Annotated in this window: 20 protein-coding genes; 11 read left to right on the top strand and 9 right to left on the bottom strand. The window is 70.9% G+C overall.

From position 1 onward, the window contains the following. Position 1 precedes the first annotated feature (1 nt). Positions 2-3,241 (bottom strand): efflux RND transporter permease subunit, encoded by a 3,240-nt coding sequence (locus tag AB6A69_RS01950; protein WP_371059435.1) that lies wholly within the window; start codon positions 3,239-3,241, stop codon positions 2-4. Further along, positions 3,234-4,205, bottom strand: a complete 972-nt coding sequence (locus tag AB6A69_RS01945) for an efflux RND transporter periplasmic adaptor subunit (RefSeq protein ID WP_371059434.1) — start codon at positions 4,203-4,205, stop codon at positions 3,234-3,236. Before AB6A69_RS01945 ends, AB6A69_RS01950 begins: the two co-directional genes overlap by 8 nt. 112 nt (positions 4,206-4,317) lie before the next feature. On the opposite strand from AB6A69_RS01945, the gene AB6A69_RS01940 reads away from it, so the two are divergent. After that, on the top strand, positions 4,318-4,935 hold the full coding sequence (locus AB6A69_RS01940) for an Hsp20/alpha crystallin family protein (RefSeq protein ID WP_371059432.1): 618 nt from the start codon (positions 4,318-4,320) through the stop codon (positions 4,933-4,935). Positions 4,936-4,945: 10 nt separating this feature from the next. Here AB6A69_RS01940 and AB6A69_RS01935 read toward each other — a convergent pair whose 3' ends face one another. The 5 genes from AB6A69_RS01935 to AB6A69_RS01915 all read right to left on the bottom strand — a co-directional run bounded on the left by AB6A69_RS01935 (position 4,946) and on the right by AB6A69_RS01915 (position 9,787). Beyond that, the gene (locus AB6A69_RS01935; protein ID WP_371059431.1) at positions 4,946-5,527 is read right to left on the bottom strand and encodes an HPF/RaiA family ribosome-associated protein; all 582 of its coding nucleotides are present in this window, start codon (positions 5,525-5,527) and stop codon (positions 4,946-4,948) included. A gap of 116 nt (positions 5,528-5,643) precedes the next feature. After that, positions 5,644-6,108, bottom strand: a complete 465-nt coding sequence (locus AB6A69_RS01930; RefSeq protein WP_371059429.1) for a YbhB/YbcL family Raf kinase inhibitor-like protein — start codon at positions 6,106-6,108, stop codon at positions 5,644-5,646. Positions 6,109-6,150: 42 nt separating this feature from the next. Further along, positions 6,151-6,366, bottom strand: a complete 216-nt coding sequence (locus AB6A69_RS01925; RefSeq protein WP_371059428.1) for a dodecin family protein — start codon at positions 6,364-6,366, stop codon at positions 6,151-6,153. Between the two features lie 93 nt (positions 6,367-6,459). Then, positions 6,460-9,210 (bottom strand): cation-translocating P-type ATPase, encoded by a 2,751-nt coding sequence (locus tag AB6A69_RS01920; protein WP_371059427.1) that lies wholly within the window; start codon positions 9,208-9,210, stop codon positions 6,460-6,462. 127 nt (positions 9,211-9,337) lie between these two features. Then, complete coding sequence (locus AB6A69_RS01915) at positions 9,338-9,787, bottom strand: hypothetical protein (protein WP_371059426.1); 450 nt, start codon at positions 9,785-9,787, stop codon at positions 9,338-9,340. A 614-nt stretch (positions 9,788-10,401) separates the two neighbouring features. Here AB6A69_RS01915 and atpD point away from each other — a divergent pair. The 10 genes from atpD (at position 10,402) to AB6A69_RS01865 (ending at position 17,703) form a co-directional block, all read left to right on the top strand. Next, positions 10,402-11,811, top strand: a complete 1,410-nt coding sequence (gene atpD, locus AB6A69_RS01910; protein ID WP_371059425.1) for a F0F1 ATP synthase subunit beta — start codon at positions 10,402-10,404, stop codon at positions 11,809-11,811. After that, positions 11,801-12,190, top strand: coding sequence for an ATPase (locus AB6A69_RS01905; protein WP_371036417.1), 390 nt, complete (start codon positions 11,801-11,803; stop codon positions 12,188-12,190). The genes atpD and AB6A69_RS01905 overlap by 11 nt, the downstream gene beginning before the upstream one ends. Continuing rightward, positions 12,187-12,495, top strand: coding sequence for an AtpZ/AtpI family protein (locus AB6A69_RS01900; RefSeq protein ID WP_371036418.1), 309 nt, complete (start codon positions 12,187-12,189; stop codon positions 12,493-12,495). Before AB6A69_RS01905 ends, AB6A69_RS01900 begins: the two co-directional genes overlap by 4 nt. Further along, the gene (locus AB6A69_RS01895; RefSeq protein ID WP_371036419.1) at positions 12,488-12,772 is read left to right on the top strand and encodes an ATP synthase subunit I; all 285 of its coding nucleotides are present in this window, start codon (positions 12,488-12,490) and stop codon (positions 12,770-12,772) included. The genes AB6A69_RS01900 and AB6A69_RS01895 overlap by 8 nt, the downstream gene beginning before the upstream one ends. Before the next feature lie 3 nt (positions 12,773-12,775). Then, complete coding sequence (locus AB6A69_RS01890; protein WP_371036420.1) at positions 12,776-13,486, top strand: F0F1 ATP synthase subunit A; 711 nt, start codon at positions 12,776-12,778, stop codon at positions 13,484-13,486. Positions 13,487-13,488: 2 nt separating this feature from the next. Next, positions 13,489-13,767, top strand: a complete 279-nt coding sequence (locus AB6A69_RS01885) for a F0F1 ATP synthase subunit C (protein ID WP_371036421.1) — start codon at positions 13,489-13,491, stop codon at positions 13,765-13,767. Positions 13,768-13,770: 3 nt separating this feature from the next. Continuing rightward, positions 13,771-14,577, top strand: coding sequence for a hypothetical protein (locus AB6A69_RS01880; protein WP_371059423.1), 807 nt, complete (start codon positions 13,771-13,773; stop codon positions 14,575-14,577). Beyond that, positions 14,574-16,130, top strand: a complete 1,557-nt coding sequence (locus AB6A69_RS01875) for an alternate F1F0 ATPase, F1 subunit alpha (protein WP_371059421.1) — start codon at positions 14,574-14,576, stop codon at positions 16,128-16,130. The genes AB6A69_RS01880 and AB6A69_RS01875 overlap by 4 nt, the downstream gene beginning before the upstream one ends. After that, a complete protein-coding gene (locus AB6A69_RS01870) occupies positions 16,117-16,998 on the top strand; it encodes a F0F1 ATP synthase subunit gamma (protein WP_371059419.1) in 882 nt (293 codons plus the stop codon). The genes AB6A69_RS01875 and AB6A69_RS01870 overlap by 14 nt, the downstream gene beginning before the upstream one ends. A 90-nt stretch (positions 16,999-17,088) precedes the next feature. Further along, positions 17,089-17,703: an endonuclease gene (locus AB6A69_RS01865; protein ID WP_371059417.1), complete on the top strand. Its 615-nt coding sequence runs from the start codon at positions 17,089-17,091 to the stop codon at positions 17,701-17,703. A 6-nt stretch (positions 17,704-17,709) separates the two neighbouring features. On the opposite strand, the gene AB6A69_RS01860 is transcribed toward AB6A69_RS01865, so the two are convergent. After that, positions 17,710-18,168 (bottom strand): DNA polymerase III subunit chi, encoded by a 459-nt coding sequence (locus AB6A69_RS01860; protein WP_371059415.1) that lies wholly within the window; start codon positions 18,166-18,168, stop codon positions 17,710-17,712. After that, positions 18,168-19,631 carry a leucyl aminopeptidase gene (locus AB6A69_RS01855; RefSeq protein WP_371059413.1) on the bottom strand — a complete coding sequence of 488 codons (1,464 nt, stop codon included), beginning with the start codon at positions 19,629-19,631 and terminating at the stop codon, positions 18,168-18,170. The genes AB6A69_RS01860 and AB6A69_RS01855 overlap by 1 nt, the downstream gene beginning before the upstream one ends. Positions 19,632-19,684 lie beyond the last annotated feature (53 nt).

Here is a 19,684-nt window from a genome sequence, read left to right as displayed (position 1 = left end):
CTCAGGTCTTGGCGAGGCGGTAGATCGCGGGGATCACCAGCACCGTGAAAGCCGTGGACGAGGCCAGCCCGAAGAGCAGCGAGATGGCGAGGCCCTGGAAGATCGGGTCGAAGAGGATCACGCTCGCCCCGATCATCGCCGCGATGGCGGTGAGAAGGATCGGCTTGAACCGCGTGGCCCCGGCCTCGATCAGGATGTCGATGGTCACCCGCCGCTCGGGATCGGCGTGGCGGATGAAGTCCACGAGCAGGATCGAGTTGCGCACGATGATGCCCGCGAGCGCGATGAAGCCGATCATCGATGTGGCCGAGAAGGGCGCGGCGAAGAGCCAGTGGCCGAGCATGATGCCGAGGAAGGTGAGCGGCACCGGCGTCAGGATCACCAGCGGCAGGCGGAAGCTGCCGAACTGCGCCACGACGAGGATGTAGATGCCCAGAAGCGCCACCGCGAAGGCCGCGCCCATGTCGCGGAAGGTGACCCAGGTGACCTCCCATTCGCCATCCCAGAGCAGCACCGGCGCCTCGGTGCTTTCCGGCTGACCGTGCAGCTTCACCACGGGCTTGGCGCCCTCGGGCCAGTCCATCGCGTCGAGGCGGTCGGCCACCTCGAGCATCCCGTAGAGCGGCGCCTCGAAATCCCCGGCAAGCTCGCCGGTCACCATGATCACGTCGTAGCCGTTGTGGCGGAAGACCGGGAAAGAGGTTTCCTCCTCCACGATCTCCACCACGTCGCCGAGCTCGACCACGCCGCGCCCGCCGGGCAGCGCGTTGGCCGGAACGGGGGTGGAGAGCGCCTCGGCGTCCATCACCCGCCGGGAGCGGTCGCGCGCCACGACGATGGGGATGGGCCGGCGCCCCTCGCCCCGGTGCGAATACCCCACCGTTGTCTCGCCGTTCAGCAGGCGTAGCGTCTCCAGCGCGTCGCGCTCGGCCACGCGGAAGAAATCCATGTCCGAGGGCTGGAGTTCCGCGCGCAGGCGCCGCGCGCGCGCGCCCTGGCTGTCGTCCACGTCCACTACGAAGGGCACCTCCTCGAAGGCGGCGCGCACCTTGCCGGCCACCTCGCGCCGTGTCTCGGCGTCGGGCCCGTAGATCTCGGCCAGAAGCGTGGCGATCACCGGCGGGCCGGGGGGCGGCTCCACGACCTTGAGCACCGTGCCCTCGGGCGTGTCGAGCGCGCGCAGGCGCTCTCGCAGGTCGAGCGCGATCTCGTGGCTGACGCGGTCGCGGTGGTGCTTGGCCTCCAGGTTGACCTGCACCTCGCCAAGCTCGGGCGTCTGGCGCAGGTAGTAGTGGCGCACGAGCCCGTTGAAGTTGAAGGGCGCGGCGGTTCCGGCATGGGTCTGGGCCGAGATCACCTCGGGCAGGTCGAGCGCGATCCGGGCGGCCGCCTCGGCCACGGCGTCCGTCGCCTCCACGCTCGCGCCCTCGGGCAGGTCCACGACGATGGAAAGCTCCGACTTGTTGTCGAAGGGCAGAAGCTTCACCGTCACGTCCTTGGTGTAGAAGAGCGCGAGCGAGCCGAAGGAGAACGCCGCGACGATCAGCAGGAAGAGCGCCGATCCGCCCTTGCGCGCCAGCACGGGCCGCGCCATCGCCGCGTAGAAGCGGCCGAGCCGCCCGCCGGGGAAGCCTTCGCCCTCGCCGTCGTGACCCATCGGCGCGCGCCCCGCGACCTTGAGCATGAGCCAGGGCGTGATCATCACCGCCACGAAGAAGGAAAAGATCATCGCGGCCGAGGCGACGGCGGGGATCGGGCTCATGTAGGGGCCCATCAGCCCCGAGACGAAGAGCATGGGCAGCAGCGCCACCACAACCGTCAGGGTGGCCACGATGGTGGGGTTTCCGACCTCGGCCACGGCGGCCACCGCCGCGTCCAGCCGCGACATCGACTGCCGCTTCATGCCCCAGTGCCGCGCGATGTTCTCGATCACGACGATGGCGTCGTCCACCAGGATGCCGATGGAGAAGATCAGCGCGAAAAGAGAGACCCGGTTGAGCGTGTAGCCCATGAAATAGGCCGCGAAGAGCGTGAGCAGGATCGTTACCGGAATGACGACCGCGACCACCACCGCCTCGCGCCAGCCGATCGCGAGGAAGACGAGGATCACGATCGAGATCGTCGCGAGCGAAAGGTGGAAGAGCAATTCGTTGGCCTTCTCGTTCGCGGTCTCGCCGTAGTCGCGGGTGACCTCGATCTCGACGCTCTCGGGGATGACGTGGCCCTGCATCTCCTCCACCCGGTGCAGGATCTGCTCGGCCACGGTCACGGCGTTGGCCCCAGCGCGCTTCGCGAGCGCGAGCGTGACCGCGGGCGCGCGGGCAACCTCGCCATCGGGTCCGCGCGCCAGGGTGGCCACGTGATGCTCGTCGAGATCCGAGACGAAGGCCACATCGGCCACGTCGCGCACGTAGACGGTGCGCCCGTCGCGCGCGGTCAGCTCCAGATTGCCGATCTCGGCGGGGCTGGACAGCGTCTCGCCGATCACGAGCTCGATCTGCCCGCCCTCGTCACGCAGCCGGCCCACGGGCGCGGCGGCGTTGGCGCCCTGCACCTTCGCGGCGAGCTGCTGAAGCGTGATGCCGTGAAGCGCCAGCCGCGCGGGGTCGGGCGCCACGCGCAGCGCCTCTTCCGTCGCGCCGATCAGGAAGGTGAGGCCCAGATCCTCGATCCGGGCGAGGCGCACCTCCACCTCGCGGGCGATCCGCGTCAGGTCCGCGGCGGTGATCCCGCCCTGCCCAGCCGCGGGCGAGAAGGTGAGCGAGACGATGGGCACGTCGTTGATGCCCCGCCCGACGACCAGGGGCTCGGGGATGCCCACGGGGATGCGGTCCAGGTTGGCGAGGATCTTGTCGCGCACGCGCAGGATCGCGATGTCGGCGGAGACGCCCACGACGAAGCGCGCGGTCACCATGACCCGGTCGTCGCGGGTGTCGGAATAGACGTGCTCGACCTCGTCGATGCCCTTGACGATGGTCTCGAGCGGCTCGGTCACGAGCTTCACCGCGTCCTCGGCCCGCAGCCCGTCGGCGCGGACGTGGATGTCCACGAGCGGCACGGAGATCTGCGGCTCCTCCTCGCGCGGCAGGCTGACCAGCGCGATGAGCCCCACCGCGAGCGAGGCCAGCAGCAGAAGCGGCGTCAGCGGCGAGGCGATGAAGGCGCGCGTCAGGCGGCCCGCAAGGCCCGGCCCCTCCGGCGCGGAGGGGGTGTACTCGTCCCGGCCCTGCCGCTCACTCATTCTCGATCACCAGCGTCTCGCCGGCGGCGAGGCCGCTCAGGATCTCGCGCCATGTCCGGCCGTCATGGGTGACCTGCGCGCCGGGAACCACCACCCGGCGGAGCGGGCCGTCGCCCGTCTCGACCGTCACGAAATCGAGCCCGCCGGTACGCTCGAGCGCGCCGGGCGGCACGAGGATCGCCGCGCGCGTGCCCACCGGCAGGCGCACGGGCACGCGCCGGCCGACGAAACGGGCGTCGAGCCCCTCCACCTCCACGTCGGCCTGCACCCGTCCGCCCTCGATCAGGGGGTAAAGCTTCACCAGCGCGCCCTGGCGCGACGCATCCGCGCCGCCGATCTCGATGCTGTCGCCCTCGGCCAGGCTTTCGGCATGGCGTTCGGGCACGGCCAGGCGCAGGAATGCGCCGCCGCCGCCGATCTCGGCCAGCGCCTCGCCGGGCGTGACGACCGAGCCGCGCGCGATGGGCACCCTGAGAACCACGCCGGCCTCGGGGGCCAGAACCTCGCCCTCCTCGATCTGCTGTTCCACCACGAGGCGTTCGGATTCGACGCTGGAGATCTCTCCGCGCAGCACCTCCACCTCGGTGCGAAGCTGGTCGAGCCGCTGGGTGGTGATCACGCCGCGCTCGATCAACTGTTCGCCCCGCTGCAGGTCGGTGCGCGCGGTGGCGAGGCGGGCGCGCAGCGCCTCGAGCCGGGCATCGAGCGCGTCGATCCGGAACTCGAGCTTGTCGTCCTCGATCACCGCGATGCGCTGGCCCGCCTCGACGCGGTCGCCCTCGGACACGTCGAGCATGCGCACGGTGCCGCCGATGCGCGCGCGGGCAGGCACCCGGTCGCGGGTGGCGACCTCGCCGTAGATCGGCTTCCACTCCGTCACCGTCACGCGGGCGACCTCGACCGTCTCGGCCCGCGCCGCGCCCGCGGCGGCCATCAGCAATATCGGGATCAAAAGCGCACGCATTCAGGGCCCCTTCTCGTTGCGGGCGCATGCGCCCCGTTCACCGTGGATAGGCCCGGCAATGCGGCGCCTCATTGATCTGGCGCAAAAGCGTCGCCTGCGTTGATCGCCGACAATGCCGCCCGAAGGCAAGCCCGCCATCCTGACGCCGGGCGATATTGACCGCATCGCCCGCCACAGCGAGGACCGACCGACCATGACGGACATGCCCGAAACCGCCCCCGACGCCGAGACCGAAGAGGCGCGCCGCTCGATCGCCGCGCGCGGCCTCGCGCCGCTCTGGAAGCTTCGCGACGAGATCGACGCGCTTTTCGAGGACATTCACGCGGGCAGCGCCTTCGGCCCGCTGCGCCGCCGGCTGGGCGCCGCGATGCCGGACGGCGCCGCGGCGCACGTGCCTCCCGTGGAGATGGTCGCGTCGGACGAGGAGGTCCGCGTCACCGCGGAACTGCCCGGGCTGCACATGAAGGACATCGACGTTCAGGTCTCCGACACCACCCTGACCATTTCCGGCGAAAAGCGCGAGGAGGTCGATGCGCGCGACGGTGCTGGCGAACTCGCCCTCTGCGAACGCCGCTACGGCGCCTTCTGTCGCGTCATCCGGCTTCCCGAAGGCGTGGACCCCGACGCGGCGAAGGCGAACTTCGCCAATGGCGTGCTGACCGTGCGCGTGCCGCGCAGGCCGGAGGCGGCGGCGGCGCCCCGCAGGATAGAGGTGAAACCGGGCGGCTGACGGTGCCGGATCACCCGCCGGAGGGATCGTATTCCATCGCGCCGATCGGGCGGACAGTGCTCGCCTGCGGGCCGATCTCGCTTTCGCCGGTCTGCACCACAAGCTCCACCGTGTCGCGCGGCTTCAAGTCCTCGAACCTGCCGTCGACGACCGCGTTGCGGTGGAAATAGATCAGCCGCTGGTCGGTCGCGATGATCTGGCCATAGCCCTCGTCGTGGTGGATCTCGACGATCTTGCCCTGCAAGGGCCCGTCATGCACCTTCACGTCGCCGCGGATCTTGTCCTTCCAGCGCTTGATCTCGCGCTCCATCGACGCGAAGGCATCACGGATGGCCACCTGCAGATGCTCGTGCGCGGCCGCGTCCTTCTGCCGGGGATGCACGACGAGCTCGTCGCCCGGCACGCGTGCCTCCACCGTCACCTCGTAGAGATTGCCCTGCCGCTGGCTGCCGTGCGGCGCGCGAATGTAGACGTGGCAACTGGTGATCTGGTCGGTGAAGGTCTCGAGGTGGTCGACCTTCTCGCGGACGAGAGCCTTGATCTCGTCGGTGGGCTCCACATGCTTGAAGGTCAGTTCCAGGGGTGTCTGCATGTCTCGTCGATCTCCGTTGCATTAAGCGCGCCGCGCCCCGCGGCGGGCGGACGCTGCGAGGCAGCTTCACGCCGCGGCGCGCCGTGCGCATTGACCTCGCGCAAGTCGGCCGGGCCTCAGGGGCGGCCGTAGACGCCCACGAGCTCGGTGAACTCGATGATGTAGGGCGCGGCGAGGCGCATCACCTCGACGCAGGTCGCGTCGGGCGCCGCCGACACGATCCTGTCGCTCAGCGCGCTCAGCCTGAAATGGTAGGCGTGGGGCTTGTCCCCCTCGGGCGGGCACGGGCCGCCGTAGCCCGGCTTTCCGAAATCGTTCACGGCCTGGCGAAAGCCCGGCTCGACCGATTCCGGCCCGAAGCCCGCGTGCAGGAAATCGCGGTCCGGCGCGATGTTGTAGGCGGCCCAGTGGTGGAAGGTGCCGTCCGGCGCGTCGGGGTCGTCACAGACCAGAAGCAGCTCCTTCGTGCCCTCGGGCACCCCCGTCCAGCGCAGTGCGGGCGATACGTTCTGCCCGTCGCAGGTGAAGCGCGTCGGGATGGTCTCGCCCGGGTTGAAGTCCGGGCTCGTCAGCATGAGCATCGTGGCTGTCCTCGTTCCGTTTGCACCGATCCCCGGACCCCGTCAGTCGGCCGACCCGCCGTCGAGCGCGAAGCTGATCTTGGCGTTCACGCGGTAGCTGGTGATCTTGCCGTTCTCGACGCTCGCTTTCATTTCCTTGATGTAGACGGATTTCACGTTCCGGACGCTCTCGGATGCCTGCGTCACGGCATTCTGTGCCGCATCCTCGAAACTCTTGTCGGATTCGGCGAGAACCTCGATCACTTTGAGCATGGTCATGGCGTCTTCCTTTCCGCGTTGCGTTGCCCCTGCCCCTGGCAGGGCGCATCCGGGTTGATACCGCCACACGGCCGGGCCCTGCATTGACGGCGGTTAACGGTCCGATCGGTCGGGACGGGCCGCGGCCGCGCCGCCGGGCACCTCCCACTCGTGCGGGTCGAGCCAGTCGGGGCTCGCGAGCGTCAGCAGGAGCTGCCCCAGGGCGAGCGGCACGACGCTCATCCCCAGCGCGAGCCCCAGCCCCGCCGGCCCGGGCGCGGGCAGCCCCAGAAGATCCGACAGCCCGGGCATCCAGAGCGCGACCGCGACGAGCCCGAGGCAAAGCGCGATCGCCCCCCAGACATAGGGGTTGCGCGTGACCACGTTGCCGAAGAAGCCGCTTGCCGGGCTGCGCAGGTTGAACACGTTCCAGAGCTGCGCCAGCGCGAGGGTGACGAAGGCCACGGTCACGCCCTGCTCGGTCGACAGGCGCAACCAGTAGAGCGCGAGCGCGAAGGCGGCGAGCGTGGCCACAGTGATCGCAGCGCCCAGCGCCGCGATCAGCACCCAGCGCGGCCGGTCCACGATCGAGGTATCGGGATCGCGCGGCGGCTGATGCATGACCTCCTCGTCCCCCTTGCCGAGGCCCAGCGCGAAGGCCGGAAAGACATCGGTGACGAGGTTGAGGTAGAGGATCTGCAGCGGCAGCAGCGGCACCGGCATCCCCGCCGCGATGGCCAGTCCGACGACCAGCACCTCGCTCACGTTGCACGACATCAGGTAGACCACGAAGCGGCGGATATTGCCGAAGATGACCCGCCCCTGCCGCATGGCGTCGATGATCGTGCCGAAGGCGTCGTCCTTCAGCACCATGTCCGACGCCTCGCGCGCGACCTCGGTGCCGCGCTGCCCCATGGCGACGCCGATGTCGGCCTTCTTCAGCGCGGGCGCGTCGTTGACCCCGTCGCCCGTCATCGCCACGACATGCCCCGCGTCCTGGTAGAGCGTGACGAGATCGAGCTTCGTGTCGGGCGCCACACGGGCGAACACGTCCGCCCTGAGCAGACGCTCGCGCGTCTCTTCGTCCGCTTCCTCGGCCGAGAAACCGGCCAGGTCCGAGCCGGGGATGACCGTGAGCTCGCCGTCGCCGAGCCCCGCATCGCGCGCGATGGTCTCCGCGGTGTCGGCATGGTCGCCCGTCAGCATGACCACCCTGACGCCGGCCGCCCGGCTGGCCGCGATGGCCTCGGTCACCGCCTCGCGCAGCGGATCGAGCAGGCAGACGAGCCCCACCAGCACGAGGTCCTCGTAGGGCTCCTCGTCGTCGCCTGCCCCCCGCTTCATGGCGAGCGCGAGAAGGCGCAGGCCGTCCCGGGCCGCCGCGCCGTTACGCGACATCCAGTCCTCCCGGCCCGCCTCGTCAAGCGGCCGCGGGCCGTCGGGGCCCAGTTCCTGCGTGCAGGCGGCGACCACCTCCTCCGGCGCGCCCTTGACCGCGTGGATCACGCCCTCCTTTGCGGCATGCACCGTGGCCATCATCTTCAGATCGGGATCGAAGGCATGCTCGGCGCGCGTCTCGTGGCGCTCGAGCAGCGCCTCCCGCCCCTCGCCGGACGCCTCGGCCACGGAAAGCAGGGCGATCTCCATCGGATCGCCGGACTGTCCCGCGTCGTCTTCCGCGCCGTCGCCGAGCGAGGCGGTGTTACAGAGCGCACCCACGCGCAGCGCCCAGGCAAGGCGGTCGTCCTTTTCCGGCGAGACGTCGCTGTCGTCGGACGTGAACGCCGTCTCGCCGTTGCGCTCCACCTCGACGTCCTCGTCCACGAGCAGGTAGCGCACCGCGGTCATGCGGTTCTCGGTCAGCGTGCCGGTCTTGTCGGTCAGGATCACCGTCGTCGCGCCCAGCGTCTCGACCGCGGAAAGCCGCCGGATGAGCGCGTTGCGCCGCGACATCCGCAGCATCCCCCGCGCGAGGCTGAGCGTGGCCACCACCGGCAGGCCCTCGGGCACGGCGGCCACGGCGAGCGCCATGCCGGTCTGGACGATCGCGGCCATCTCGTAGCCGCGCAGGAGGCCGATCCCGATGACGACGACGGCGAGCGCCAGCGTCAGGAAGACGAGGCGGTGGCCGAGCCGGTCGAGGCGCCGCTCGAGCGGCGCCGCCTCGCCTTTCGCGCTCTGCGCGAGGTCGCTGATCCGGCCGATCTCGGTCTCCATGCCGGTGGCCACCACCACGCCGGCGCCCCCGCCCTGGGTGATCGCGGTGCCCTTGAAGACCATGCCGGGGCGGTCGCCCACGCCCGCCTCCGCCTCGGCGGCGTCGCCGCTCTTGGCGACGGGGGCAGATTCGCCTGTCAGGACCGATTCGTCGCTTTGCAGGTTGGAGCACGCGACGAGCCGCAGATCGGCTGTGACCACGTCGCCCGCCTCCAGCACGACGATGTCCCCGGGCACGATCTCGCGGGCGTCGACGCGCCGCTCCTTGCCTTCGCGGCGGACGCGGGTGCGGACCTCCGCGATGTCGAGAAGCGCCTCCATCGAGCGGGCGGCGCGCAGCTCGGTCACGAAACCGATGGAGCCGTTGATGACCAGAACCGCCACGATGGCGAGGCCCTCGGCCAGGTCGCCAAGCGCGAAGGACAGCACGGCCGCCGCCGCGAGAAGCCAGACGATGACGCTCTGGAACTGGTGGAGGAGGATCTCGACGACGCTCTTGCGCTCCGTCCGGCGCAGCTTGTTCTCGCCGTGCTCCTCGAGCCGTCTTTCGGCCTCGCGGGCGGAAAGCCCCCTCTCTGGCGTGACATCCAGCTCTTCGGCCACGTCCGCGGCCGGGCGCGCATGTGCGTCTTCCAGGGGACGTGCCAAGGGCGCCTCCGCTCCACGCCGCGCGGATGCGCGCAGGCGCGGCGACGATGCTGCGGGGACCGGCGTCCCGCCTTAACCCAGATCAAGGCAGGCGCGGCCGCCCGCGCAGACCGCGCGCGTCAGGAGGTCAGGAATTCCCCGACGAGGCCGGCGCCTTCCGGGTGCCCGAGGTCTTCCGCGCGCTCGCGGTGTTTTCGCTCTGCGCGTCCATGCCGCCGGCCGACATGTGCCCGGCACAGCGCTGGCACAGTTCAAGCCATTCCTGCCAGTCGGCCACCATGCGCTGGACCGATTCGGCCTGCCAGTCGCCCATGGCCTTCATCGCCGAGCCCGGATCGCTCGCGCCGCCCTCGCGCAGCTCGCGCGCGGTCTCCATCGCGGTGCGCGCGGCGACGTGGCGACGCTCGAACCAGTGGCGCGAAAACGCCTCCGCCTCGTCGAGAAGCTGTTCCTGCGCCTTCCAGAATTCCTCCATCTGCGGCGCGGCGAGCGGACTGGATCCGAAGGCGCGCTGAACCTGCTGCATCATCTCGGGAATTCCGCCGGTCGTCGTCTCGGTGGATTTCGAACTGGCCATGTCTGTCCTCCTCGGATGTCCGTCGCGTCGGCGGCTGCATGACGCGTCGGCGCCGCACGCGCATTAATCTCTGTCAACGGACGTCCGGGAAATCCCGGGCGGGCCCGGCTTGCCGCATCGCGGCGAAGTCGGGGCGATACGCGCCGCCGGACGGTGTGCTATCCTTCGCGGCGCGGCACCGCTCAATGAGCGCGATCAATGCGCCCGGGCGCCGCCGCAGGGATCACGTCGTGGGGTGCGCCCATGCGCGCATGAAGGAGGCGACATGCCCGATCGTGCAGGACCATCATCGCCGGCCGGCCGGGACCGGGGGCTTCTTGCCCGCAAGCTCGGCCCGATGCCCGCGGCCTCGCTCCGCGCGATGCGGGATTACGGGCTCGCCGACGCGGAAATCGCCCGTTACTACGGGATGACGCCGGCCTCCGTGGCGCGGTGCCGCCGGCTGTTCTGCGCCGGCGCGCCCGAGGGCCGCCGGGACACGCCGCGCATCCCCCCGCCCCAGGGGAGCGGCGGGGCATTTGATCGAGGTTAAGGTGGGCCGCCTCGGCGCTTTCTAGAAGGGTCCGAGGGCCGTGCGCGAAAGCGCCCGGGTGCAAACGCACGGAGCGGGACAGGTGACGGACGAAGGCCGGACCGGCAAGATCGTGGCCCTCGAGGGCGGGGTGGCCGATATCCGCTTCGAGGGGGCGCTGCCCGAGATCGGCACGCGGCTCGTCACGCTGTCCGATCCGTCCGTGACGATCGAGGTGGCGGACCTGCCGTCCCACGACACCGCGCGCGGCCTGATCCTGGACCCAGCGCCGGTGCTGCGGCTGGGCCTTGCCGTGCGCGACACCGGCGGGCCGCTCGCGGTGCCCGTGGGAGAGGCGCTGCTCGGGCGGGTGTTCAACCTTTTCGGCGACACCATCGACGACGGCGACCCGCTGCCCGACCTGCCCCGCCGCTCGATCCACGGCGAGCCGGTGGCGCTGTCACGCCGCCGGGTGGAGAACGAGACCTTCGAGACCGGCATCAAGGCCATCGACCTGCTCTGCCCGCTGGAGCGCGGCGGCAAGGCGGGGCTTTTCGGCGGCGCGGGCGTGGGCAAGACCGTGCTCATCACCGAGATGATCCACAACATGGTGGCCGAGTACGAGGGCGTCAGCCTTTTCTGCGGCATCGGGGAGCGCTGCCGCGAGGCGGAGGAACTCTACCGCGAGATGGGCGAGGCCGGGGTGCTGGAGCGCACGGTGATGATCTTCGGGCAGATGAACGAAAGCCCGGGCGTACGCTTCCGCGTGGGCCACGCGGCGCTGACCATGGCGGAGTATTTCCGCGACGACGCCCGCCGCGACGTGCTGCTGCTGATCGACAACATCTTCCGGTTCGTGCAGGCCGGCTCGGAAATCTCGGGGCTGCTGGGGCGCATCCCGTCGCGGGTGGGCTACCAGCCCACGCTGGGCACCGAGCTGGCCGCGCTGGAAGAGCGGATCTGCTCCACCGATCGCGGCGCCATGACCTCCGTGCAGGCGGTCTACGTGCCCGCTGACGACTTCACCGACCCGGCGGCCACGCACACCTTCTCGCATCTGTCCGCATCCATCGTGCTGTCCCGCAAGCGCGCGGCCGAGGGTCTCTACCCCGCGATCGATCCGCTGAAGTCCTTCTCGAAGATGCTGACGCCCGGAACGGTGAGCGAGCGCCACTACCGCGTGGCGCGCGCCGTGCGCAACGCGCTTGCAGAGTATGAGGACCTCAGGGACATCATCGCGATGCTGGGCCTCGAGGAGCTCTCCGAGGGCGACCGCGCCACCGTGCGCCGCGCCCGCCGGCTGGAGCGGTTCCTGACCCAGCCCTTCTTCAGCACCGAGGCGATGACGGGCCGCGCGGGGACCTTCGTGCAACTCGAGGACACGCTGACCTCCTGCGAGCGCATCCTCGCCGACGAGTTCTCCGGAACCGGCGAAAGCGCCTTCTACATGATCGGAACGGTGGACGAGATCGACCGCGGCGCGAACGACGAAGGGGCCCCGGATGCGGCTTAGGATCGTCACCCCGCGCGAGATCCGCCTCGACACCGGGGTGCGGCGCATCGTGGCCGAAGCGCCCGACGGCGCGTTCGGCATGTGGCCCAACCACATCGATTTCGTCTCGCAGCTCGCGGCCGGGCTTGTCTTCTACGAGGACGCGGAGGGGCGCGAGCGCTATGCCGGCGTCACGCAGGGCACGCTCGTCAAGCGGGGCGAGGACGTGCTCGTGTCCACGCGCGAGGCGGTGCTGGGCGAGGATCCGGCGACCGTGCGCGATCGCGTCGAGGAGGCGTTCCGCCGGCTGGAGGAGACCGAGCGCGCGGAGCGCGCCGCCCTCGCGCGGCTGGAACTCGAACTCATGCGCCAGTTCAGGGAGCTCGACATCTCGGCATGACGAAGAAGACCGACACGGACGAGGGGCCCGCCGACAAGGACGCGCGCGAGATCGCGCGCAAGGCCACGCGCAAGCAGAAGGCGCTGCGCGAGGGCAAGGACAACCCGTTCTTCGGCCTCGCCATGTTCGGGCTGGTCGGCTGGGCGGTGGCGGTGCCCACCGTGCTGGGCATCGCGCTCGGCGTCTGGCTCGACGCGCGCACCGGGGGCGAGATCTCGTGGACGCTCACCTTCCTCTTCGCGGGCGTCGTACTGGGCTGCCTGAACGCCTGGTACTGGGTGCAGAAGGAGGGCCGGGATGACTGAGGCCGCGCTGCCGCTTCTCGGGGCCTTCCTGGCCGGCGCGGCGCTCGGCGCGGCCTATTTCGGGCTGCTCTGGCGCTCGGTTCGCGCGCTCGGCACGGGAGGCTGGGGGCGCTTCGCGGCAGGCGCCGCGGCGCGCGCGGCGCTGGTGCTGGGCGCGCTCGCCGCGGCGCTCGCCACGGGCGTCGGTGCGGCCGGGATCGGCCTTGCGGCGCTGGGATTTCTCGCCGCGCGGCTCTGGGCCACGCGGGCCGCGCGGCGCCCCACGCGGGAGGGCTAGGCGATGGAGATCAGCCCCGACGCGTGGGTCCTGCACGAATGGCGGGGTATCGCGCTCAACGCCACGATCGTCTTCACCTGGGCGGTGATGGCGCTTCTGGTCGCCGTCTCCTGGGCGATCACCTCGCGCCTGTCGGAGGGCGAGACGGTCTCGCGCTGGCAGGTGATGCTCGAGGTCGTCGTCACCGGCATCCGCGACCAGATCGCCGAGATCGGCGCCGACCGGCCGGGGCGCTACCTGCCCTTCATCGGCACGCTTTTCCTGTTCATCGCGGTGTCGAACCTGCTGACGGTGGTGCCGGGCTATGTCCCGCCCACCGGCTCGCTGTCGACGACGGCGGCGCTGGCGGTGGCGGTGCTGATCGCGGTGCCGCTCTTCTCGATCACCGAGCGCGGGATCCTGGGCTACCTGCGCACCTACATCCGGCCCACGCCCTTCATGCTGCCCTTCAACATCATCAGCGAGGTCTCGCGCACGATCTCGCTCGCCGTGCGGCTTTACGGCAACGTGATGAGCGGCACGGTGATCGTGGGCATCCTGATCAGCATCGCGCCGTTCTTCTTTCCCGTCGTGATGCGCCTTCTGGGGCTGCTCACCGGGCTCATCCAGGCCTATATATTCGCCGTCCTGGCGATGGTCTACATTGCCTCGGCCACGCGCAGCCGGCGCGAACGCGAGACCGACGCGCAGGACCGCTCTAGCAAGGGAGACTGAGAATGGACACGTCCACACTGGTCGCGATCGCCTCGATCGTCACGGCGGGGCTGACGATCACCGTCGGCGCGATCGCGCCCGCGCTCGCCGAGGGGCGCGCCGCGGCAAGCGCGCTCAGCGCGATCGCGCAGCAGCCGGACGCCTCCAACACGATCACGCGCACCCTCTTCGTGAGCCTCGCGATGATCGAGTCGACCGCGATCTACTGCTTCGTCGTGGCGATGATCCTGCTCTTCGCCAACCCGTTCACGGAGGTCGCGACACAGGCCGCGGGAGGCTAGGCGGTGGAGGTCGACTGGATCACCTTCGCGGCGCAGCTGGTCAACTTCCTCATCCTGATCTGGCTGCTGCAACGCTTCCTCTACGGCCCGATCACCGCCGCCATGGCGCGGCGCGAGGCGCGCATCGCCGACCGGATGGCCGAGGCCCGCGACGCGCGCCGGACCGCCGAGGACGAGAAGACGCGCCTGCGCGAAGAGCGCGAGGATCTCGAAAGCCGGCGCGAGGACATCCTCGCCGAGGCACGCAAGGACGCCGAGGAGCTTCGCAGCGAGCTGGAGACGCAGGCGCGCGAAGAGGTGGACCGGAAGCGCCGCGCCTGGCTCGGCCATCTCGAGGACGAGCGCCACCAGATCGTCGGAAGCCTGCAGGAGCGGGTCTACCGTTTCATCCTCGAGACCGTGCGCCGGCTTCTGCGCGACTTCGCCGACACCGAGCTGGCCGCGCAGACCGCGCGGGAATTCGCGCGCCGGCTCGAGGCGCTGGACGAGGACGCGCGCGCGCGGCTCTCGGGCGCGGCCGCCGATGCGGAGGGGCCGCTCGTCGTCGAAAGCGGGCTCGACCTGCCCGAGGAGGCGCGCGCGCATGTGGCGCACGCAATCCGCGGGATCCTCGACGACGAGGACGCCCGGATCCGCTTCGACACCGACCCCGATCTCCTGATCGGTCTCAGCCTCACCGCGGGCGACCAGACGGTGCGGTGGTCGGGCGAGCGGCACCTCGACCGGCTGGAGGACACGGTGCGCGAGGCGATCGAGGCCCGGACCGACACCGCGCGGGATGGCGGCGCGCGCAAGACGGCGGACGCATGACGCTGCGCGATGAGATCGGGCGCGCGGCGTTCTTCGAGCCGCTGGAGACGCTTCTGGAGGACACCCGGCCCGAGCTCGAGGTGGCCGACCTCGCCCATGTGACGAGCGTGGGCAACGGGATCGCGCGGGTCGTGGGCTTCACCGACCTGCACGCCGACGAGCTCGTCAGCTTCGGCGCGGGACTCATGGGGATCGCCTCCAGCCTGGGCGAGCGGGAAACCGGCGTGATGGTTCTGGGGCCAACCGAAAGCATCCGGCCCGGCGACCGGGTGCGCCGCACGCACCGGGTGGTGGACGTGCCCGTGGGGCGCGCGCTTCTGGGCCGCGTGGTGGACGCGCTCGGCCGGCCCCTCGACGAGGCGGGGCGGCTCGAGGCCGAGGACCGCGCCCCGGTGGAACGCACCGCGCCGCCCATCATGCATCGCGCGCCGGTGGAGGTGCCGCTTCAGACCGGGATCAAGGCGGTGGATGCGGCGGTCCCCGTGGGCCGGGGTCAGCGCCAGCTCATCCTCGGCGACCGGCAGACCGGCAAGACCGCCATCGCGGTCGACACGATCCTCAACCAGGCCGACAGCGGCGTCGTCTCGGTCTATTGCGCCGTGGGCCAGCGCGCCTCGGCGGTGGCGCGGGTGATCCAGCGGCTGCGGGACGAGGGCGCGCTGGAGCGCACGGTCGTCGTCGCGGCGAGCGGCGAGGACGCGCCGGGGCTGCAGTTCATCGCGCCCTACGCCGCCACCAGCATCGCCGAGGCGTTCATGGCCGAGGGCCGCGACGTCCTGATCGTCTACGACGACCTCACGCGCCACGCCCGCGCCTATCGCGAGATCTCGCTGCTGCTGCGCCGCCCGCCGGGGCGCGAGGCCTACCCGGGCGACATCTTCTACATTCACTCGAGGCTGCTGGAACGCGCCACCCATCTGCGCGACGCCCATGGCGGCGGCTCGCTCACGGCGCTGCCGGTGATCGAGACGCAGGCGCAGAACATCTCCGCCTACATCCCCACCAACCTCATCTCGATCACCGACGGGCAGATCTACCTGTCGCCCAAGCTTTTCGAGAAGGGACAGCTTCCCGCCATCGACGTGGGCAAGTCGGTGAGCCGCGTGGGCGGCAAGGCGCAGCTGCCCGCCTACCGCGCCGTGGCCGGCGACCTGCGGCTTTTCTACACCCAGTTCGAGGAGCTCGAGACCTTCGCGCGCTTCGGCACCCAGATGGACGAGGAGACGCGCACCAAGCTCGCCCGCGGGCGGCGGGTGCGCGAGATCCTGCGCCAGTCCGAAGGCCTGCACCTCTCGGTGCCCGACCAGATCGCCGCCCTGCTCGCCGCCACGTCCGGCCTTTTCGACGACATCCCCGTGGAGGACATCGCCCGGGCGGAGCGGCGCGCGATGGACGCCGCGCGAAAGAATTGCGAGGAGATCACCACCCGCCTCGCGGAGGGCGGCGCGCTGGAGGACGCGGACCGCGACGCGCTTCTGAAGGCGATGGAGGGCGCGCTCGACGACATGCGCGGGGACGGTTCGGGCTGGGAGCGCGGCCATGGAAACGCTTGAGTCGCTCGGCGAGAAGCTCGACACCACCGGCGATATCCGCGCCATCGTGCGGACGATGAAATCGCTCTCCTCGGCCAGCATCCGCGGCTACGAGCGCGCGGTGGAGGCGGTGGGCGAATACGAGCGCTCGGTGGAAATGGGGTTGCAGGTCGTGCTGCGCGACGGCCCGCCGCTGGAGCGCCGCGACGCGTCGTCGAAAGGGCCCGACGGTCTTGTGGTCCTTGGCTCGGATCGCGGGCTGTGCGGGCGTTTCAACGACCGGATCGCGCAGCACGCATCGACCTGGCTGGAGACCGTGCGGGACGGCCATACCCGGCTGGTGGGCGTGGTGGGCATCCGCGCCGCCGCGCGGCTCGAGGCGCTGGGCGCGCCGGCCGACGGGGTCTTCACGCTGCCCGGCTCGATCTCGGGACTGGCGCAGGCGGTCAACGCCCTCTCGGTGGAGATCGAGCGGCGCGTCTCGGCGGGCGAGGTGCGGTCGGTGACGCTGGCCTACAACCGCCGGACGCAGGACGCGCTCGCCCAGCCGATGGACCGGCGCCTCGTGCCCGTGCCGGAGCGGTATCTGCAGGAACTGGCCGCGCGGCCCTGGTCCGGGCCGTCGCGCCCGACCTACCGGATGGAGCGGACCGCGCTCTTTTCCTGGCTCGTCCGCCAGCATGTCTTCGTGGCGATCTACCGCGGCTTCGCCGAATCGCTGGCGAGCGAGCACGCCTCCCGGCTCGCCGCGATGCAGAGCGCCGAGCGCAACATCGACGACCGGCGCGAGGAGCTTGAGGGCCGCTACCGCCAGAAACGCCAGGAGACGATCACGCGAGAGCTTCTCGATGTGGTCTCGGGCTTCGAGGCGGTGCGGCACCGGGGCTGAGGCCGGACGCGCGCAGGCACCGGTTGACGCGCGTCATTGCCGGGGGCGGGCGTTGCGGGCGAGGCTCGGCCCGACGGAGGACGCGACGACGTGACCGGCACGACGCAGAAGGACATCGCGGCCGATCTGATGGCGCGCCACGGCCCCTCGCTCGCCGGGGAGCTCGGCCTCGAGCTTTCGCAGAACACGCCTGCGCCGCTCTTCCGGCTCCTGTGCGCGGCGCTTCTGCTCAGCGCGCGGATCTCCTCGGATCTCGCCATGCGCGCCGCCGCCGCGCTTGCAGAGGCGGGCTGGACCACCCCCGCGAAACTGGCCGACAGCACCTGGCAGGAGCGGGTGGAGGTCCTGAACGGCGCGGGCTACGCGCGCTTCGACGAGAAGACGGCGACCATGCTGGGAGAGCTGGCCGAAAAGCTCCTCGACGACTACGGCGGCGACCTGCGCCGCCTGCGCCAGGCCGCGGGGCGCGACCCGGACGAGGAGCATCGCCTGCTCCGGGAATTCAAGGGGATCGGAAATCTCGGCGCCGACATCTTCTGCCGCGAGGCGCAGGTGGCGTGGGACGAGCTCTACCCTTACGCCGACAGCCGCACCCTTTCGGAGGCCGCGCGGCGAGGCCTTCCCGAGACGCCCGAGGGGCTTGGCGACCTCGTCGGCCGCGCAAGGCTGCCAGGCCTGCTCGCCGCGCTCATGCGCGCCGCTTGAGCGGGTTCAGGCCTCGGCCTTCTTCTCCCAGCGGCCCGACGCCTCCGACCAGTATTGCGCGGCGCAGCCCGCGCCGGTGAGCGTGCGCCACTGGTCGCGGGCCGCCTCCACCGCCGCGCTGTCGTTGCCGTCGAAAAGGATGCACACCCGTTCCAGCGCCGCGGTCTCCTCGGGCGAGACGCGTGCGCCGTCCACGGCCATCACGCAGGCCGCGGCGTTCGGGGCCTCGTGCGAGGTCGTCAGCAGAACCGGCTGGAGGGCGTCATGCGGGCCGCCCGCCTTCCCGTGCGGCAGGAAACGCTCCTCCGGCCCGAGCCAGAGCTTCTGGTCGAGCCAGTCGATCCGCGCGGGATCCGTGCCGCGCACCGCCACCCGCCAGCCCTGCGCCAGCGCCCGCTCGAGAAGCTGCGGCAGCGCCTCCTCGAGCGGGCGGCGGGTGAGGTGGTAGAAGTAGGCCGCGCCCATCAGTCCTCGAAACGGTCGGCCACCAGCCGGTCGAGCGCGAGCACGCCCCAGCCCGTGGCCCCCTTCGGCGCGAGCGCGGTGTCCTTGCCGACCCGCGCCACGCCCGCGATGTCGAGGTGAATCCAGGGGGTCTCTTCCTTGACGAACCGGCCCAGGAACTGCGCCGCGGTGATCGAGCCCGCGGTGCGGCCGCCCACATTCTTCATGTCCGCGATATCGCTCTTGATCAGCTCGTCATAGGCATCGCCCATGGGCAGGCGCCACGCGCCCTCGTCCTCCGCCTCGGCCGCCTTCAGGAACGCCGCCGCCAGCTTGTCGTCGTTCGAGAACACGCCGGCCTTCTCGTGGCCGAGCGCGATGATCATCGCGCCCGTGAGCGTGGCCAGGTCGATCATCCCGGCGGGCTTGAAACGCTCCTGCGCGTACCACATCGCGTCCGCCAGCACGAGGCGGCCCTCGGCATCCGTGTTGATCACCTCGATCGTGTCGCCCTTCATCGAGGTCACCACGTCGCCCGGCCGCATGGCCGTGCCCGAGGGCATGTTCTCGACGAGGCCCACGATACCCACCACGTTGGCCTTCGCCTTGCGCAGCGCCACGGTCCGCATCACGCCGGACACGACCGCCGCGCCGCCCATGTCCATCGTCATGTCCTCCATGCCCAGCGCCGGCTTGAGCGAGATGCCCCCGGTGTCGAAGACCACGCCCTTGCCGACAAGCGCGAGCGGCGCGGCATCCTTCGCGCCGCCCTTCCACTGCATCACCACCACCTTGGAGGGCGCGGCAGAGCCCTGCCCCACCGACAGCAGGCTGCCCATGCCGAGCTTCTCGAGGTCGGGCTCTTCCAGAACCTCCACCTCCACGCCGGCGTCGCGCAGCCCCTCGAGCCGTTCGGCGAACTGGATCGTGTTGAGGATGTTGGCGGGCTCGCTCACGAGGTCGCGGGTGAGATAGACGCCCTCGACGCGGGCGGCGCAGGGCACCCAGGCGGCCTCGGCCGCGCTCGGGTCGGACACCATCACCGTGACCGGGCCGGGCGCTGGGGCCTCTTCGCCCTTGTGCTCGGTGAACGCGTAGGCGCGCAGCGCCGCGCCCAGGGCAAGTTCCGCGGCATTGCGGCGATTGCCCGCCAGCACCGTGAGCGCACCCTCGCCGCGCGCCACCCGCGCGCCGGCCTTGCGCGCCTCGGCCACCGAGGGCCGGCGCGGCAGGCTGACGATCTCCACCGCCTCGGCGGCCATGCCGGTTGGCCAGGCCAGGGTGATCGCCTCGCCCGGCTTCAGCTTGGCAAAGCGCGGCGACTCGACCGCGCGCGCCACCGCGCCCTTGGTCAGCCGGTTCACCCGGCGCGCGCCGGCGTCGAGCCGCCCGCTCTCCTCGACGAGGACGGCGACGCGCCCCTCGAGGTCTGCCAGCGTGTCGAGATCGGTTTCGGCGAATGTCACGGCGACGGGTCGGGTCATCGGCGGCTCCCTGCATTTTCTGTTCGGATCGTGCCCCACGTCCTAGCGCGGGT

It is taken from the genome of Rhodosalinus sp. 5P4 (assembly GCF_041365695.1).
Lineage (GTDB): Bacteria > Pseudomonadota > Alphaproteobacteria > Rhodobacterales > Rhodobacteraceae > Rhodosalinus.
Note: the sequence above shows the minus strand (reverse complement) of the source record. Positions and strands in the feature narration are given on the sequence as shown.